15 protein-coding genes are annotated in these 16886 nt (G+C 66.9%); 5 read left to right on the top strand and 10 right to left on the bottom strand.

Annotation, left to right across the window (positions count from 1 at the left end; translation table 11 throughout):
• The first annotated feature begins 88 nt into the window (after positions 1–88).
• Together BMX85_RS12805 and BMX85_RS12800 are read left to right on the top strand one after the other, a co-directional pair.
• Complete coding sequence (locus BMX85_RS12805) at positions 89–3772, top strand: TonB-dependent receptor (protein WP_090318283.1); 3684 nt, start codon at positions 89–91, stop codon at positions 3770–3772.
• Between the two features lie 171 nt (positions 3773–3943).
• On the top strand, positions 3944–4465 hold the full coding sequence (locus BMX85_RS12800; RefSeq protein WP_090318279.1) for a hypothetical protein: 522 nt from the start codon (positions 3944–3946) through the stop codon (positions 4463–4465).
• A gap of 1 nt (position 4466) precedes the next feature.
• Here BMX85_RS12800 and BMX85_RS12795 read toward each other — a convergent pair whose 3' ends face one another.
• From BMX85_RS12795 to queE, 5 genes are all read right to left on the bottom strand, one after another.
• Positions 4467–5387 (bottom strand): LD-carboxypeptidase, encoded by a 921-nt coding sequence (locus tag BMX85_RS12795; RefSeq protein ID WP_090318276.1) that lies wholly within the window; start codon positions 5385–5387, stop codon positions 4467–4469.
• A gap of 27 nt (positions 5388–5414) precedes the next feature.
• The gene (locus BMX85_RS12790; protein WP_090318273.1) at positions 5415–6362 is read right to left on the bottom strand and encodes an alpha/beta fold hydrolase; all 948 of its coding nucleotides are present in this window, start codon (positions 6360–6362) and stop codon (positions 5415–5417) included.
• 108 nt (positions 6363–6470) lie between these two features.
• Positions 6471–6977 carry a tRNA adenosine(34) deaminase TadA gene (gene tadA / locus BMX85_RS12785; RefSeq protein ID WP_373923585.1) on the bottom strand — a complete coding sequence of 169 codons (507 nt, stop codon included), beginning with the start codon at positions 6975–6977 and terminating at the stop codon, positions 6471–6473.
• Positions 6970–7416: a 6-carboxytetrahydropterin synthase QueD gene (gene queD / locus BMX85_RS12780; protein WP_090318268.1), complete on the bottom strand. Its 447-nt coding sequence runs from the start codon at positions 7414–7416 to the stop codon at positions 6970–6972. The genes tadA and queD overlap by 8 nt, the downstream gene beginning before the upstream one ends.
• A 10-nt stretch (positions 7417–7426) precedes the next feature.
• Positions 7427–8062, bottom strand: a complete 636-nt coding sequence (gene queE / locus BMX85_RS12775) for a 7-carboxy-7-deazaguanine synthase (protein ID WP_090318265.1) — start codon at positions 8060–8062, stop codon at positions 7427–7429.
• A gap of 185 nt (positions 8063–8247) precedes the next feature.
• Here queE and BMX85_RS12770 point away from each other — a divergent pair, with 185 nt between their 5' ends.
• Together BMX85_RS12770 and BMX85_RS12765 are read left to right on the top strand one after the other, a co-directional pair.
• Entirely contained in the window at positions 8248–9168 is a 921-nt protein-coding gene (locus BMX85_RS12770) for a sensor histidine kinase (RefSeq protein ID WP_090320003.1), read from the top strand.
• 76 nt (positions 9169–9244) lie between these two features.
• The gene (locus tag BMX85_RS12765; protein WP_090318264.1) at positions 9245–10261 is read left to right on the top strand and encodes a sensor domain-containing diguanylate cyclase; all 1017 of its coding nucleotides are present in this window, start codon (positions 9245–9247) and stop codon (positions 10259–10261) included.
• Here BMX85_RS12765 and BMX85_RS12760 read toward each other — a convergent pair.
• The 5 genes from BMX85_RS12760 to BMX85_RS12740 all read right to left on the bottom strand — a co-directional run bounded on the left by BMX85_RS12760 (position 10248) and on the right by BMX85_RS12740 (position 14370).
• Positions 10248–11963 carry a DUF4214 domain-containing protein gene (locus BMX85_RS12760; protein WP_090318260.1) on the bottom strand — a complete coding sequence of 572 codons (1716 nt, stop codon included), beginning with the start codon at positions 11961–11963 and terminating at the stop codon, positions 10248–10250. The two genes, BMX85_RS12765 and BMX85_RS12760, sit on opposite strands and share 14 nt — an antisense overlap.
• Positions 11964–12090: 127 nt before the next feature.
• A complete protein-coding gene (locus BMX85_RS12755; RefSeq protein ID WP_090318259.1) occupies positions 12091–12351 on the bottom strand; it encodes a hypothetical protein in 261 nt (86 codons plus the stop codon).
• Positions 12339–13175: a DNA/RNA non-specific endonuclease gene (locus BMX85_RS12750; protein ID WP_090318256.1), complete on the bottom strand. Its 837-nt coding sequence runs from the start codon at positions 13173–13175 to the stop codon at positions 12339–12341. Before BMX85_RS12750 ends, BMX85_RS12755 begins: the two co-directional genes overlap by 13 nt.
• A gap of 218 nt (positions 13176–13393) precedes the next feature.
• The gene (locus BMX85_RS12745; protein ID WP_090318254.1) at positions 13394–13606 is read right to left on the bottom strand and encodes a hypothetical protein; all 213 of its coding nucleotides are present in this window, start codon (positions 13604–13606) and stop codon (positions 13394–13396) included.
• 107 nt (positions 13607–13713) lie between these two features.
• Positions 13714–14370, bottom strand: coding sequence for an HAD family hydrolase (locus BMX85_RS12740; protein ID WP_090318251.1), 657 nt, complete (start codon positions 14368–14370; stop codon positions 13714–13716).
• Positions 14371–14556: 186 nt separating this feature from the next.
• Here BMX85_RS12740 and BMX85_RS12735 point away from each other — a divergent pair, with 186 nt between their 5' ends.
• A complete protein-coding gene (locus BMX85_RS12735; RefSeq protein ID WP_090318248.1) occupies positions 14557–16878 on the top strand; it encodes a diguanylate cyclase domain-containing protein in 2322 nt (773 codons plus the stop codon).
• The last annotated feature ends 8 nt before the right edge of the window (positions 16879–16886 follow it).

Raw genomic sequence — 16886 nt, 5'->3', positions numbered from 1 at the left:
ACACTAGACTAATCGCTAATATATCAGCCGGGCGGACCGCACCGGCGCGAAAACATGGCCGCAAAGGCCAGTCAGGGAGAGAGTCGACATGCAAGAATGCACCCATGGCGCGCGCGCCAACCCACCGGGCCTCACACCGATCGCCTACGCGGTCTCGATCGCGCTGGCCTCCATCGTCGGCGGCCACGCCGCCGCCCAGGACGCCCCGGCGCCCGCGCCGCCCTCCACCGAAGTCAAGACCGTCGTCGTCCAGGGCCAGCGCGCCGCCCAGCAATCGGGCATCGAACGCAAGAAGAACGCCGCCACCGCGATGGATTCGATCGTCGCCGACGACGTCGGCGCCTTCCCCGACCGTAACATCGGCGAGGCGATCTCGCGCATCTCCGGCGTCGCCCTCGACCGCGGCGACTTCGGCGAAGGCGTCAGCGTCGCCATCCGCGGCAACAGCGCCGACCTGACCCGCGTCGAAATCGACGGCCAGGGCGTGCAATCGGCCGGCGGCACCGACATGAACGGCGGCGGCAGCGGCCGTGGCGTCGAGTTCCGCTCGCTGTCGGCCGACCTGATCAAAAGCGTCGACGTGGTCAAGGGCGCCACCGCCGACATGACCGAAGGCTCGCTTGGCGGCGGCATCATCATCAAGACCCGCACCAGCCTGGATTTCAAGGACCCGTTCTACTCGCTGCGCCTGGCCGGCTCGCAAGGCTCGCTCAACAAGGAGTGGTCGCCCGACACCAACCTGATCCTGACCCGCAAGTTCTTCGACAACCGCTTCGGCGTCATGCTCAACGCCTCGACCTCGCGCGTGGTCAACGAGTCGCACTCGTCCGAAGTCGCCACCACCCGCAACGCCGGCTACGCGCGCAACGTCGACTTCGACAATTCGCCCAACAAGACCTTCACCTACCAGCCGGGCACCCTGTCGCCGAACGACCCGGCCAGCACCGCGCCGACGTTGCGCTCGCCGCTGACGGCGGGCGGCTTCTTAGACCACGCCTCGCCGGCCGACATCCTGACCAAATCGGCGGCGGCGCAGACCAAGGCGGCCTGCTACGCGGCCTTCCCGGCGCTGACCACGGCGCAGGTCAACGCCGTCAACGGCACCACCGCCCGCAACGCCGCCATCAACGCGCGCGGCAACGAGCTGCTGAGCTGCCTGAACCAGTGGAACGATTACACGCCGTCGCTGGTGCGCTTCCTCGAGAAGCGCCAGGAGGAAAAACGCGGCACCGTCGACTTACGCTTCGACTTCAAGGTCAACAACCAGCTGACCGTCTACGGCAAGGTCAACTACGCGCGCCGCGAGGTGGACGACAACAACCAGACCTACGGCCTGGGCGGCCTGAACACCAATCCGGCGACCGCCTACAGCCCGACCTACCAGGGACCAACCTTCACCGACACGGCGGCCGGCGTGCGCAGCGCCGTGCCCGGCTCCGGCTACTACCTGTATGACGGCGCCAGCTACCGCGCCAACCTGTATCCGGCCAATGGCGTCGTCGCCAACGTCGACCCGCGCTCGGTGCTGGTGGACGCCAACCACCACGTGACGCAGTACACGATCAGCGACGCCAACGTCAACACCGACCAGATCCACAACGTCATGAAGACCACGGACCGCTATTTCCAGAGCGGCGGCGTGTACAAGGACGGCGGCTTCGCGGCCGAGTTCTTCGTCGGCGACGCCCGCTCCAGGTGGCAGCGCGGCGACAAGCGCACCAACTGGAGCTATAACTACGGCCCGACGACGATGCGGGTGCTGCCCAACGGCCTGTGGACCTACGAACAGCCGGCCGGCAGCGGCTTTAACCAGGCCGATCCGACCATCTACGCGCAGGTGCGCCCGGCCGGCACCGACACCAAGGCGGTCGAGGCCGGTCCGAAGGGTCCGGCCGTGCCGGCCTACACGATAGCCCAGCAGCCGCTTAGCACGCAGGCGCCGCAAATCACCTTCTCACCGAAGATGGCCGAGACCGAGGAACGCACCGCCAAGGCCGACTTCAGCTATGCGCTGAGCGATAAGGTGCCGTTCTTCAAGCGTGTCAAGAGCGGTTTCAATTTCCGCCAGACCTCCGGCAGCAGCTGGGGCGGCGGCGGCTCGACCGTGCAAACGGCGGTCGGCGACTTCGGCAAGCCGGGCTACGTGCCGGCCGTGATCCTGCCGAGCGCCAACGTGCGCAGCTTCTTCTCCGGCTGCGCCGACACCCCCGGCTCGCTCGGCCCGGGCGGCAAGCCGTGCGCCAGCGGCTACGTGCCCAACACCGATCCGGCCTCGGCCCGCTCCGGCAACACCTATATGACGCAGCAGCAATTCCTCGACGTCATCGCCAAATCGATGGCGCAACGGAACACGCCGTTCTTCAACGGCATGCCGGACCGTCCGGCCGGCCTGATCGACGGCTGGAACCAGATCGACGTCGAAAAAGTGTTCAGCCTGGTCAACTCGCCCAACGTCAACTTCGACTGCGTCAAGGAATGCACGGCCAGCGACGGCAAGGTCTATCAACAGCCGGTCAGCACCTTCAAGGAGCGCACCACGGCGGCCTACCTGATGACCGATTTCGGCCTGGACGAGATCCCGTTCACCAACCGGCGCCTGCCGTTCGGCATGGAATTGGATGGCAACTTCGGCTACCGCGTGGTGCGCACCAAGGTCCACGCCACCGGCGTGATGAGCTTCACCTCCACCATCAAGACGGCCGCCTACGACCCGCTCAACCAGAACGCCGCCGGCGGCACCATCAGCGCCACGGCCAGCAAGCTGACGGCGCTCGACGCCAACACCACCGACTACCTGCCGATCCTGAACCTGTCGCTATGGATGGTGCCCAACGAAGTGGTATTGCGCTACAACCGCGCCAAGCAGGTGGCCCGGCCGCCGGTCAGCGCGCTGATCCCGGCCGGCACCTGCACCTACGACGAGCGGCGCCGCGACGACGAGGAACAGAGCTGTTCTGGCACCATCGGCAACCCGGCGCTCAAGGCGCAGACCAACCAGAACCAGAACCTGGCGCTGGAGTGGTATCCGAACGACGACTCCTCGTTCTCGGTGGGCGCGTTCCGCCAGGTGGGCAAGGTCGGCGGCAGCACGGTGGTCGGCAAGAGCGCCGTCAGCCTGTTCAACGGCACCGGCCTGGTCGATCCGCAGACCGGCCGCCCGCTCGACAACCTGGGCTTCGACTACCGCACCTACGAGAACGGCGCCAACATCACCCGCACCGGCCTGGAATACGGCAGCAAGACCGCCTTCACCTTCCTGCCGTGGCTGCTGCGCTACACCGGGGTCGACCTCAATTACACCAAGCTGCGCTCGAAGAACACCGACCAGCGCGTGGTGGACCTGCTCACCGGCGAGGCGCTGCCGCCGGTCGGCGAATCGAAGTACACCTACAACGCCTCGCTGTGGTACGACGATGGCGCGTTCTCGGCCCGCGTGTCGCTGCAGGCGGTCGGCCAAAAGTTCAGCTGCATCGCCGCCTGCGGCGGCACGTCGGTCAACAACTACCCGAACGCGGCCGGCGGGCGCACCACCATCACGCCGTACAACCCGGGCTCGCCGAACTTCAAGAACGCCACCCGCTACGTCGACGCCAAGATCGCCTACCGCATCAACCAGCACATGGAGATTTTCGCCGAGGGCCGCAACCTGAACCTGAGCTCGACCACCAACAGCCAGGCCCAATACGCCGCCTTCGCCGACGGCACGCCCAACCTGCTCGACACGTCCTACGCCGGCCGCCGCATCATGGTGGGGGTCAATTTCAGGAACTGACGCCCGCCAACCGGCATCCACGAGCGCCCACGAGCACCAAGAGCACCAAGAGGAGGCGGTCTCCCTCCTCTCTTCGACAGCCCGGACGTTCACGCGCCCGGGCTTTTTTTTCCTACCGCTGCTGATCGGCGTATCGATATAATCAGGACATCTCAACCTGGAAGGTATTCGATGAAAGTTTTGCTTGTATTGCTGGCAATTTCCGGTTCCGCGCTGGCCGACGATCGCGCCCTGCTCCATTGCCGCACCATCGCCGACGTGGCCGGCCGCGTGGCGTGCTACGACGCGATCCCGGTAGGCGCAGCCGGCGCGTCGAAAGCCGCCGCGATCGCGGCGCCTGGCGCCATGCCCGCCGCAGTGGCGCCGGCGGCGCCCACCGCTGCGGCGGTCCCCGCGGCGTCGGCGCCGGCCGCCAGCGCCGACGCCGGCTTCGGCATGGAGACGATCGCCAAACGTAAAACCGACACGCCATCGTCGATCGAAAGCACCGTCGTCGGCAAGATCGAGGGCTGGGGACCGAACACCCGCTTCACCTTGGCCAACGGCCAGGTCTGGCGGGTGGTCGACGGCAGCTCGGAGTGGTTTATCGAGCGCACCAATCCCAGGGTGGTCCTGAGCCGCAACGCCATCGGCACCATCTTCTTCGAAGTCGACGGCGCCAAGCAACCGCCGCGCGTGCGCCGGGTGCAGTGATCTATAAGGTCGGATAGTCGCGCACGGTCAGGTCGAAGCCGCGCGCGTCCGACACCAGCCGCGCCATGCCGCCGTACGGCAAGGTGGCATGGCGCTTGATGTGGCCGAACGGCAAGCCGGTCAGCACCGGTATCGGCAAACGCTGGCGCAGATAGGCCAGCATGGTCTCGAAGTCGTAGCCGTTCTCCAGCGCACCCAATTTATAGCCGGAAAAATCGCCCAGCACCAGCGCCCGCTGGCCGTCCAGCGCGCCCGCATACAACAACTGCAACACCATGCGCTCGATCCGGTACGGGTGTTCGGAAATATCCTCGATGAACACGATGCCATCGTCGAGCGCGTGGAAATACGGCGTGCCCAGCAGGCTGACCATCATCGCCAGGTTGCCGCCCCACAGCCTGCCGGCGACATCGACCAGCGGATTGTCGGCGCCGCCGTCGGCCACCTCGCCGCGCACGGCGTGCGCCGGACCGCGCAGGCAATCCCAGAACTGCCCCAGCGTGTAGGCATCGGGCTCGTCGGGGAGGAAATCGGCGCAGACCATCGGCCCGGCGAAGCTGACGCGGCCGGTTTGCTTCATCAGCGCCATCTGGAAGGCGGTGAAGTCGCTATAGCCGACAAACAGCTTGCCGCTGTCGGCCATGGCGGCGAAATCGATCGCCGGCAGCAGCCGCGTCATGCCGTACGAACCGCGCAGGGCGATGACGACTTGCACCTCCGGATCGCTGGCGGCGGCGTCGAGCTGCGCCAGGCGGGCGGCGTCGGTGCCGCCGAAGCGCTGGTGGCGCTTGTCGTGCTCGTAGTAGTTGTGGACCAGGAAACCCTGGTGTTGCAGTCGGGCGATGCCGGCGTCGAGCGCGGCGGCGTTGGGCGCGGCGCCGCCGGGCGCGACGATGGCGATGCCGATGTTGTTGGTGTTCAAGTGGCGTCGGAGCTCGGTTGTGAAGCGCTATTGTTGAGGAGTGTCGCTGCCGGCGCGGCGCGCGATCAGCGCGGGCATGTCCGGCGTCATATTACCGCGCAGATGGCTGTCGAGCAAGGCGAGCAGGCGCTCGATGAGCTGCGGCGGCAGGTCGTGGCCCATGCCCTCGATCACGTGCAGCTTGGCGCCCGGGATCGCCTCGGCCGTGTCCACGCCGCAGGCCACCGGCACCAGCGGATCGGCCGCGCCGTGGATGACCAGCGCCGGACAGCTGATCTTGCGCAGCAGCGGCGTGCGGTCGCCCGAGGCGACCACGGCCACCATCTGCCGCGCCACCCCCGCCGGATTGACGTTGCGGTTGAGCGCGCGCTCGATATTGGCGCGCAACAGGCGCTCCGGCGTCGGGAACGACGGGCTGCCGATGGTGCGGAACACGCCGACGGCGTGATCGACCACCTGTTTGCGGTCGCTGGCGCTGCCGGGACCGCGCATCAGCGCCGCCCGCGCCGCCGCCGTCGGCCCGGGCAGGCCGCGGCGGCCGCTGCTCGACATGATCGACGTCAGGCTCAGGGTGCGGTCGCCGAAGCGCGACGCGAAGATTTGCGCGATCATGCCGCCCATCGAGGCGCCCACCACGTGCGCCCTGGCGATGCCGAGCGCGTCGAGCAGGCCGAGCGCATCGTTGGCCATGTCGTTGAGCGTGTAGGCCGGCGACTGCCGCCAGCCGACCAGCGACTTGAGGTAGGCCAGCATCAGGTTGGGCTTTTTGAACTGGTCGAACTTGCTCGACAGGCCGATATCGCGGTTGTCGTAGCGAATCACGTAATAGCCCTGCTCCACCAGACCGTCGACCAGGTCCTGCGGCCAGGCGATCAACTGCATGCCCAGGCCCATGATGAGCAACACGGGGATATCCTGCGGGTTGCCGCTGGTTTCGTAGGTGATCGTAATGCCGTTTGCTTTTGCGGTAGCCAAAGCGGTCTCCGGGAGGGGGCTGGCGGCGAAGCCGACGATGCGCCGCGCATCGTGGCGTCAGCATACCATTTTTGCCGGCGTCTGGAAACGCGGGCCCCGGGAAACCGTCTATTCGGCGGCGGCGCCACGCCGGGCGGCGGCGGCCGCGGCGCGGCGCGCGGCGAAGAAGCGCTTGAGCATGGCGCCGCACTCCTCGGCCATGACGCCACCGCGCACTTCGGTATGATGGTTGAGTTGCTCCTGTCCGAACAGGTCGAGCACCGAGCCGCAGGCGCCGGTTTTCGGATCGGTGGCGCCGTACACCACTTTGGCCAGGCGCGCGTGCATCATCGCCCCCGAGCACATCACGCACGGCTCCAGGGTCACATACAGCTCGCAGCCCGGCAGGCGGTAATTGCCCAGCACCTCGGCGGCCGCGCGCAGGGCGACGATTTCGGCGTGCGCGGTCGGATCGTGCTTGCCGATCGGCTGGTTGTAGCCGCGCGCGATCACCACGCCGTCCTTGACGACGACGGCGCCGACCGGCACCTCGCCCAGATCCCACGCGTGACGGGCCTGTTCGAGCGCCAGCCGCATAAAATCGTCGGACATCGCATGGGACATCGCGTCAGGCATCGGTGATCTCGGCCCAGCAGTTGGGCGTTTCGTGCAGCACCAGCTTGTGCAGGTGCAAACCGGTGCCGTAGCGGTCCTTGTAGGCCGCCTTGAGGATGGCGAACGCCACATGGGCCAGGTTTTCCACGGTCGGAATGCGGTCGATGACGACCGTCTTATGGCCCGGCAAGGTCGCCAGGAAGTCGCGCACCGCCGCATCCTGCTCGTAGACGATGAAGGCGTGGTCCCAGACATCGACCAGATGCTCCTTGGCCAGCGCCTTGATGTCGGAAAAATCCATGATCATGCCGTTGTCGGAATTGCCTTCGGCCGTGATGATGTTGCCCGTCAGGGTGATTTCCAGCGTATAGCGGTGGCCGTGCAGGTTGCGGCACTGGCTCTTGTGGTCGGGAATGCGGTGGCCGGCGTCGAATTCCAGCTTGCGGGTAATAGTCAGCATGACATCTTTTCTAGGGTATTTGTAAAAGTTTATGGGTTTGCAGGCTCAGCTTCCATTTCGGATTGCGCTTGCAGGTCTCGATCGCCAGACGGGTGTTGAACTCGGCCAGCGGGCCGTCCATCGCCTGCACATAGAAATTGTCGAAATCGAGTTGTTCGTAGGCCGCCAGGTCTTGGCCGGCCTGGGGAATCACGACCTTGATCTCGCTGCCCCTGGTCACCACCAGGGTCGAGCCCATCTTGGGGCTGACGCAGATCCAGTCGACGCCCTCGGGCACCGGCAAGGTGCCGTTGGTTTCGATGGCGATGGTGAAGCCGACGGCGTGCATGGCGGCGATCAGCGCGGTGTCCAATTGCAACAGCGGTTCGCCGCCGGTGAACACCACGTACTTGCTGGCCGGATAGGTGGCCGGCCACAGCGCGTCGATGGTCGCCGCCAGCTCCTGCGGCGTCTTGAACTTGCCGCCGCCTTCGCCGTCGGTACCGACGAAATCGGTATCGCAGAACTGGCACACCGCGCTGGCGCGGTCGCTCTCGCGGCCGGTCCACAGGTTACAGCCGGAAAAACGGCAGAAAACCGCGGGGCGGCCGGCGTGCGCGCCTTCGCCCTGCAGTGTGTAAAAGATCTCTTTGATGCTGTAAGTCACGATAATTCCTGATTGGACAACCCTCAATTATATCCCACGCGACACTTTCTCGCGGTTTCCGGCCGAAGTTGACCTTGCACAATGCTGCTCTGCGGCAACCACGGTATTTTCACAGGGTGCCGACCGACTTTACGCAGCTCACCGAGTGCAGCGGTCCGGCGCCCGACCACAGGGGACGAACCACCATGAACTACGCGCCGCAAGTCATCCAGATCGATCTCATCGTCAGCGGCGTTTGCGCGCTGGCCTGGCTCGCGCTGCTGCTGCTGTGGCGGCAGCAGCGCCAACGCGGCGCCTTCGCCCGCGTCGAAGCGCGCCTGCAGGCCAGCCTGTCGCACGAACGCGGCAACCGCGCGCTGGCCGAGCAGGCGCTGACCGACACCCGCCGCCAGGTGTGCCACCTGAGCAAGAGCCAGCAATCGCTGCGCGACGCCGAGCGCCGCCGCATCGCCCGCGACCTGCACGACGACCTCGGGCAGCAGCTGCTGGCGATGAGCTTTGAACTGGGCGCGCTGGCCGCGCAACACCCCGAGCTCAAGGAGGCGCTGCACAAGGTCGACGAGCGCATCGCGGCGACGCTGCGCTCGATGCGCTCCATCGTACGCGATTTGCAGCCGGAGGGCCTGCGCGACGGACTGCGCGGCGCGGTCGAGCAACAGGTGGCGCAATTCTCGCGCCTGAGCGGCATCGCTTGCCAGCTCGACGCCGAAGCCATCGCCGCCGACGCCGCCATCGATGGCGGCATGGACCAGGTCATCTACAGGATCTTGCAGGAATCGCTCAGCAATATCGCCCGGCACGCCAAGGCCTCGCAGGTCTCGGTCGGCATCAGCCGCGCCGAAGACGGGCTCAGCCTGACCGTGCGCGACAACGGCATTGGCATCGGCGGCCTCGGCCTCGACGGCGGCCACGCTGCCGGATCGGCCCGCGCCCCGGCCCGGGTAGCGGCGCCGCCGACGCCCCGGGCCGCTCCCCCGGCCGCCGGCCGGCGCGGGCATGGCTTGCGCGGCATGGCCGAGCGGGTCGCCGAGGCCGGCGGGCGGTTCGACGTCGCCAGCGCGCCCGGCATGGGCACGGCGCTGACGATGTCGTTCCCGCTGCCATGAGCACCCGCCGCCCGCCCCCTGCCAGCCCCCTTATTTAGCTCCCTGATTCAGCACCCTTCTCCCAAAGGCCGCCGTCATGAACCGCAAGCCCAAGATTCAACATGTGATGCAATACCCGCAGCCGGAGCAGCCGCACGGCTTCGCGCTCAAAATGCTGGAATTGCTGGTCATTCCAACCTTCGTGCTCGACTGCCACGGCAAAGTCATCATCTGGAACCGCGCGTGCGAACGCCTGACGGCGGTCGACGCCTGGGAAGTGCTGGGCACCACCGACCACTGGCGCGGGTTCTACCATGAACAGCGCACCACCTTGGCCGACCTGGTGCTCCAGGGGCGCGGCGCCGACCCGCACGGCCAGCGCCGCGCCGAGCCCGACGGCAACCTGCGCGCGGAGAACTGGTGCGACATGCCGCGCATCGGCCGGCGCCGCTACCTGGCGGCCGACGCCAGTCCCATCGTCGACAACGAGGGCAAGCTGCTGGCCGTGGTCGAGACGCTGCGCGATGTGACGGACGAGAAATGCGCGCAAGTGGCGCTGGAACAGCTGGCCACGCGCGACGGCTTGACCGGCCTGGCCAACCGGCGCTGCTTCGACAACACGCTCTACGCCGAGTGGCAGCGCGCGCTGCGCCAGCAACAGCCGCTGTCGCTGCTGATGGTCGATGTCGATAATTTCAAACAATATAATGATGCCTACGGCCACCTGGGCGGCGACGAATGCCTGCAACGCATCGCCAAGGCGGTGGCCAGCGAGATGCGCACCAACGACCTGGTGGCGCGCTATGGCGGCGAGGAGTTCGCCGTGATCCTGCCCAACCAGTCGCTCAAGGGGGCGGCCATCGTTGCCGAGCGCATCCGCTGTCGCGTCGAACAGCTGGACATGCCCAACCTGGGCAGCGAAGGCCACGTGGTGACGGTCAGCATCGGCGCGGCCACCGCGCTGGCGGCGCCGGACAACGATTCGAGCCAGCTGGTGGCGGCGGCCGACTCGGCGCTCTACCGCGCCAAGCACATGGGCCGCAACCGCATCAGCCTGCCCTCGGCGGACAGCGACATGGCGGCGGCCATCGCCGAAGCGCTTAAACGACCGTGAAGTCGATGCCGTTGCTGGTGACGCCGACCAGCGCGGCGCGATTCTCGGCCGACTCCGAAAAACCCATCAACACCACGGCTCTGGTGTTGATGCCGGACGTAAGGTTCCCGAGATGGAACTCGTAGCCGGCCGCGTCGGGCGCCCGGTGCAGCACGTTGGCATATAAGGTGGTCACGAACTGGGCATCGCTCAGCGTCCCGTAATCGGCCACGCCCTCTTGACTCTGCAGGAAATTCTGCGACATCGTGAGCAGTTCCATGCCGCTATCGAGGTGATTGAGCCAGAAGCCCATCCCGGGCAAATCCGGGGTGCGGTCGAAGGCGGCCTGGTACAGGCGATAGGTCTGCCCGGCGTGGCCGTTCACATCAAGCGCCACCCCGCTGCCGTCGGAAAACAGCAAGCGCTCGACCCCGCCCACCACATCGACGCCACCGGCGCCGGTTTTGTCGCTGACCGTGAACGAACCGCCGCCGCGGCTGCCGGCGATGGTGAAATTGGCGCGCGCGCCGTTGTAGGAGATGGTGTCGGTGCCCGCGCCGCCCGAAAACAACTCGCTGCCGGCGCCGGCGATGAAGGCGTCGGCGCCGGCGGTGGCGCCGTGCAAGGCGCTGAACTTGGACAGTTCCAGGTAGCGGTCGGTGAAATCCAGGGTGCCGATGCCGGTCAGCACGTCCACGCCCTCCCCCGCCACCGTCAACGCGGTCTTGCTACCCGAGAGCGCGTAGTAGCCGAATGCCATCTCGAAGACAACGGTATCCGACCCGCCGCCGCCACTGATCGTATCGCTGCCCTTGCCCTGATAGATCCAGTCGGCGCCGGCGCCGCCCATGATCACATTGCCGGCGTCGTTGCCGAAAATGCTGGAGCCGCCGCTGCCGGCGATCGCCCGTTCGATCGTCACGCCGTAAGCGATGGAAATATTGTAATAGCCCGGCGCGGTCGAGCTGAAACCCATCTGGTTCAAGTCGATGTCGGTGCGGCCGGTGCAGGCCGAAAAGTCGAGCGTATCGATGCCGTCGGCATCCCAGATGCACTGCAGCGCCGCGTCCTTGCCAAACCGGTAGGTGTCGGCGCCGGCATGGTACGACATGTTGGCGCCGTACATATACTGGATCGCCAGAATGTCGTACATCATCGGCGTAATGCCGTAGTTGCCGTTCAGTTCGAAGCCGTCGCCGGTGTTATACGACATCTGCGTGTAGTCCAGATTGTCGGTGGCGGTCGGCAGGAACGGACCGTCGACGTCGTTGCCGCTGGAATCGTAATCGCCCGGGTGCTTCAAACCAAGCGTGTGGCCGAATTCGTGGATCAACACGGCGCGGCCGTAATCACCCTCGCCAAAGCTGTTGTTGTAGCTGGCCTGGTTGTTGGTGTACATATAGGTCGGCCCCCAGCCGCTGGGCAGATAGGCGTAGGCGCCGCTGTCGTTGCCCTGGTTGTTGGTGCCGACCTGGATGTCGCCGCCCGACGCCACTTGCGTGAACGTGACGTTCGCCACGGCCGCCCAGGTATCCAGCGCCACCTTGACGGCGGCCTGCTGGGCCGCCGTCATCGGCTTGAAACCGTTGGCGTCGTCGGCGCTGGCGCCGCTCGGCGCGGCACTCAGGAAACTATAGGTCAGCGCGGCGCCGGCGCCCGGTGTGGTTGTCCAGCTGCTGTGCAGCAGCGCGTCGATGGCGTTGATTCCGGTGGGGGTGACCATGATTGTGCGGGCATAGATTATAATTGCCCCATGGTAACATCATCTCGCCGGGTTTGCTGGATTTACCCCTGGATTTAACGCCGCGGACACCCGGATGTTGCAAATTAGCCGTCACGGCGCCGGCGCGTTATTCGAACGGATTGTCCACGGTCCGCGTTGCCGGCGCCGGCAACGTCGCCGGCAACGCCATCGCCTCCAGCCGCGCGACGATATCGCCCAGCAGCCGGTGCAGCACGCGCGCGTCGGCCAGGCCGGCCTGGTCGGCCGTCAGGTCGACGTCGCCGCACAGGGTGACGCGGTCGACCCGGTTCTCGATCGTCAGATGCCCGATGTTCAGCACGTCCGACTCATTCGCGTAGGGAACGAATGTCTGGCTTAATTGGCCCATTGCCTGCTCCTCTCCTTGCCCTTGCGCTGCCGCACATTGGGCAGACGCAGCAGCTCCTGCTTGCGCGCCGCCGGCAACGACGGTAACAGATCGATGCCGATCCTGCTTTCCAGTTCGGCCACGCTGAGCGTCTCGTATTCCGCCTCGGCGCGGTTTTCGACGAAGTAGGCGGCGCCGGCGCGCTGGCGCGGGCTGTAGACCAGTTTATATAAATGCGTCGGCACCAGCACGTTGCCGACTTTTTGCAGGTCGCGGCCGAGGAAGGCCGGGCCGGTGACGACATACAGCTCGCCCTCCCTCTGCGCCAGCTTGCGCACCACGGCCTCGATGCCGGCCCACAGGTGGCGGTTGTTGTCGGCGTCCTGCGGCACCATGTTGGCCAGGGTGAAACTTTCGTGCTGCGTGCGCCGGTCCGGCATGTCGCCGTTGGGCGCCATGTGGCCGCGGTCGTAGCCGCTGCGGGCGTAGTCGTCCAGTTCGGCGCGGACGCCGGGCGGCAAGCGCTGCTCGGGGTGGAAGCTGTCCTCGCGCGATAGCGCCTTGGCGGCAGCGATGTTGTCGGCGGTCAGGTGCTCGGCCGACCACAACGGCGTGCGCGTGATTCCGGAATGCATGACGCCAAATACGCCATAACACAACTCGGTGGTGGCGGCCGCCAGCTTGTGGTTGGCGATCCGCGGCAGGCGGCCGTCGACATAGTGGGTGGAACAGCGGCTGTTCGCGGCGCGGGCCTCGATCGCCAGCGCGACGGACGACAGGCCCGACGTGGCGATCAGGCCGCAAGCGATGGCCGTCGCGGCCACGCTTCGTTGAAACAAATTCATATTTCCCTAGGGCGGATTTTGGAGGCGGCATTCTAGCGGAGCGCTCGCCAAACCGAAAGGACCAAACAAAAAGGGCCGAACCCATCAGGATTCGACCCTTTCGAAAAACATCCGCCCTACCAGAGGCCTTGTTTTATATTTCAATTGCTATAACACTGCTTGTTATTTTACATTGTTTTTCGCCGCTTGGGTAAAATAATGACAACGAAAACCAAAAGTCACGACGGCTTGTTGCGGCGCGTGGTGTTGCGGCGGCGATGGCCGGTGCCGGTGCGCCCCGGCTGCCCGGCCTCGCCGGCGTCGGCGCGCTGCTTGTTGACGATCCTGGCCGCCACCTCCTCCTCGCGGCCGGGATAGCGTCCTTCCTGTTCGAATGTACGTTCCAGCTCCTTGTATTCGTGCTCGCGCTTGGGGCTTGCTCCTCGGGGCATGATGGACTCCTTTCGTCAGAACATGTTCAGTGTCTACCCGAACCATGCTACTGAAAGCGGGGCGAGGATGTCGCACGGCTGCTACGCCGCAATCGCTGTTTCGCTTGTCAGCTTTCCGCCGACAACAGCAATTCGATTTCCGCGAGCAACTCCGCCATCGTGTCGACCACCCGGTACGCGCCGGGGAAAGCGTAGCCGCGCGTGAGCGCGTTGCGCAGCACCACGCAGCGGATGCCGGCCGCCATCGCCGCCCGCAAGCCGCGCGGCGAATCCTCGACCACCAGCGCGTCGGCCGCTGCCACGCCCAGCCGCTCCAGTCCGAGCAGATACGGGTCCGGCGCCGGTTTGCTGTTGGCGTACGATTCGTGCGTGAGCACGAATTCGAAGTGCCGCCGCAGCGGCAAGCGCGCGTGGATGATGTCGAAGTGCGCGCCGATGGAACTGGTGACGACGCCCATGCGCACGCGCGGCGCCAGGCGGGCCAGCACCTCGGCCACGCCGTCGATGGCCGGGATGTGCTCGGACGCCAGCCGCAGCGCGTAACGCCGGTTGCGGTGCGCGCGCCACTGCTGCTTGCTCGCCTCGCTCATGGCCGGCTCCAGCAAGTGCCAGGCGCCGCAGTTGTCGGCCAGGTACCAGTCGAAGAAGTGCTGCTCGCTGAGCTCCAGCCCAAGCGGCCTGAACAGCTCGCGGTTGGCTTCATAAAACAGCCGTTCGGTGTCGACCAGCACGCCGTCGTTGTCCCACAAAATTGCTTGCAGCATACTCCGCATTCCTTGTAAAGGCCGGCGAGCGGCCGCCAGATGGTCGCCACCGGCGCCCCTGCGCGCCCGCGGCAGCGGCGATTGTACCCGCTGGCCTTGCCCGTCGGGGTATGCAATACTTGCTCCAACGCATATAGGAGCGACATGGCCGTTTTTGCACGACTTCCGCGCAGCCTCAAATGCCGCATGACCGCGGTCGTCGTGATGCTGGTGCTGGCCGCCACGATGACCGTGGCCTGGGTCGCGCTGGTGCTCGCCGAGCGCGACATGAAAAGCGTGATCGGCGACCAGCAATACGCGCTGCTGTCGTCGGCCGCCGCCCAGGTCGACGCCCAGTTCACCGCCCGGCGGGTGCTGCTTGCCAGCCTGGCCGACACCGTGAGCGAGGGCGACGGCGCCAGCCCTGCGGCCATGCAGGCCTTCGTCGCCCGCCATCCGGTGGCGCGCGGGCGCTTCCTCAACCTGCACATCTACAACCGCCAGGGCGCGCTGCTCAACACCGACGGCGCCGGCGGCGGCGTGACCGTGCTGGACCCCGGCCAGTCCGCGCGGACCTGGTTCGAGCGCGCGCTGGCGGCCGGCAAGCCGGCCGTGTCGCCGCCGTTCAAGAGCATCCTGACGGGCCGGCCGGCCATCATGATCGTCCATCCGGTGCTCGACGGCGGCCGCGCGCTCATGCTGCTGTGCGGCAGCATCGACCTGAGCAGCCCATCGTTCACCGAACAGGTGGCCGCGCAAAAGCCGGGCAAGACCGGCTACACCTACATGATGACGGCCAAAGGCGTGGTGCTGCACCACCCCAACACCACGCTGCTGCTCAAGCGCGTCGACGAGCGTCCGGGCCACAGCAAGGCCACCGCGCTGGCGCTGACCGGCTTCGAGGGCTGGACCGAGACGACCGGCCGCGACGGCGTGCAGGCCATCTACTCGTTCAAGCGGCTGCGGGCCACCGACTGGATCATCGGCGCCCGCTTCCCGGTCGAGGAAGCGTTCGCGCCGATGATCGCCATGCGCCACAAGGCGATGCTGGGCGCGGCCGCGTTCGCCGCGCTGGCCGGGCTGATGGCGTGGGTCGCGGTGCAATGGATGCTGCGCCCGCTGTGGCGCCTGCGCGGGCACATCGACGACATCCGCGGCGGCCGCGCCGACATCGGCGTGCTGCAGCGCGGGCGCGCCGACGAGATCGGCGCCTTGAGCATCGCCTTCCACGAGCTGATGGCCGAACGCGAGGCCGCGCAGACGGCGATCCGCGACAGCGAGGCGCTCATCAGCAGCATCCTCGAGCGCGCCCCGGACGCCTTCGTCAGTTGCGAGGCCACCGGCATCATCACCAAGTGGAACGCCGCCGCCGAACGCAGTTTCGGCTGGACCCGCGAAGAGGCGATCGGCCGCGACATCGCCGAGCTGATCGTCCCGCCGGCGCTGCGCGGCCAGCACGGCGCCGGCATGCGCGCCTTCGCCGACGGCCACGCCGGGCGCCTGATCAACTCGCGGGTGCGGGTGGCGGCGCTGCACAAGGACGGCGGCGAGGTGCCGGTCGAACTGTCGCTCGGCGCGCTGCGCCACGAAGGGGCCTACTACGCCACCGCCTTCCTGCACGACGTCACCGAGCGCGTCGCCTACGAGCGCCAGATCGCCGCCAGCGAAAAACGCCTGCGCACCCTGGCCGACAACCTGCCGGTGCTGATCTCCTACCTGGACCACGCGCGCACCTTCCAGTTCCTCAACGCCACCTTCCTGCACTGGTTCGGCATGGACCCGGTGAAGATGATCGGGCGCCACCTGGTCGAAGGCATCGGCAACACCCAGTACGCGCTGGCGCAGCCGCACCTGGACCGTGCCTACCAGGGCCACAACGCCACCTACGAACACACGGCCCGGATCGACGGCGGCGTCCACGCGCTGGAAACCACCTTCGTGCCGGAGCTGGGCGCCGACGGCGCCGTCATCGGCATCTACTCGCTGACCCACGACACCACGCGCATGAAGGACATCGAGCAGCGCCTGACGCAGCTGGCGCGCATCGACACGCTGACCGGCATCGCCAACCGCCGCATGTTCGAGGAAATCCTGCAGCTGGCGATCGTGCGCGCCAAGCGCAACCGCAAGCCGCTGGCCCTGGCCTACCTGGACATCGACCATTTCAAGGCCATCAACGACAGCCGCGGCCACGGCGCCGGCGACGCCGTGCTCAAGGAATTCGCGGCCCGCCTGACGGCCAACGTGCGCGCCTCCGACACCGTCGCCCGCGTCGCCGGCGACGAGTTCATCATCATTTTCGAACAGGTGGCGCACGTCGAGGAGGCGGCGCGGATGGCGCTCAAGATCGTCGAGGCGGTGCGGCGGCCGTTCGCCGTGGCGGGCACCGACATCGCGGTCACCACCAGCATCGGCCTGGCGCTGCACAACGGCGAGGGGGAATCGGCCGCCGCGCTGGTGGCGCGCGCCGACAGCGCGCTGTACGCGGCCAAGCACGGCGGCCGCGACGGCTACGCGATCGCCGACTGAGGCCTTAC

This window comes from Duganella sp. CF517 (assembly GCF_900110275.1).
Classification (GTDB): domain Bacteria; phylum Pseudomonadota; class Gammaproteobacteria; order Burkholderiales; family Burkholderiaceae_D; genus Rugamonas.
Note: the sequence above shows the minus strand (reverse complement) of the source record. Positions and strands in the feature narration are given on the sequence as shown.

Bases quoted from the DNA above. Each gene is read 5' to 3' on its own strand.
- BMX85_RS12770 (WP_090320003.1), top strand. From the start codon at position 8,248: ATGAACTACGCGCCGCAAGTCATCCAGATCGATCTCATCGTCAGCGGC.
- BMX85_RS12760 (WP_090318260.1), bottom strand. From the start codon at position 11,963: ATGGTCACCCCCACCGGAATCAACGCCATCGACGCGCTGCTGCACAGC.
- queD (WP_090318268.1), bottom strand. From the start codon at position 7,416: ATGCTGACTATTACCCGCAAGCTGGAATTCGACGCCGGCCACCGCATT.
- BMX85_RS12765 (WP_090318264.1), top strand. From the start codon at position 9,245: ATGAACCGCAAGCCCAAGATTCAACATGTGATGCAATACCCGCAGCCG.
- BMX85_RS12745 (WP_090318254.1), bottom strand. From the start codon at position 13,606: ATGCCCCGAGGAGCAAGCCCCAAGCGCGAGCACGAATACAAGGAGCTG.
- BMX85_RS12740 (WP_090318251.1), bottom strand. From the start codon at position 14,370: ATGCTGCAAGCAATTTTGTGGGACAACGACGGCGTGCTGGTCGACACC.
- BMX85_RS12800 (WP_090318279.1), top strand. From the start codon at position 3,944: ATGAAAGTTTTGCTTGTATTGCTGGCAATTTCCGGTTCCGCGCTGGCC.
- BMX85_RS12750 (WP_090318256.1), bottom strand. From the start codon at position 13,175: ATGAATTTGTTTCAACGAAGCGTGGCCGCGACGGCCATCGCTTGCGGC.
- BMX85_RS12805 (WP_090318283.1), top strand. From the start codon at position 89: ATGCAAGAATGCACCCATGGCGCGCGCGCCAACCCACCGGGCCTCACA.
- BMX85_RS12735 (WP_090318248.1), top strand. From the start codon at position 14,557: ATGACCGCGGTCGTCGTGATGCTGGTGCTGGCCGCCACGATGACCGTG.
- BMX85_RS12755 (WP_090318259.1), bottom strand. From the start codon at position 12,351: ATGGGCCAATTAAGCCAGACATTCGTTCCCTACGCGAATGAGTCGGAC.
- tadA (WP_373923585.1), bottom strand. From the start codon at position 6,977: ATGCCTGACGCGATGTCCCATGCGATGTCCGACGATTTTATGCGGCTG.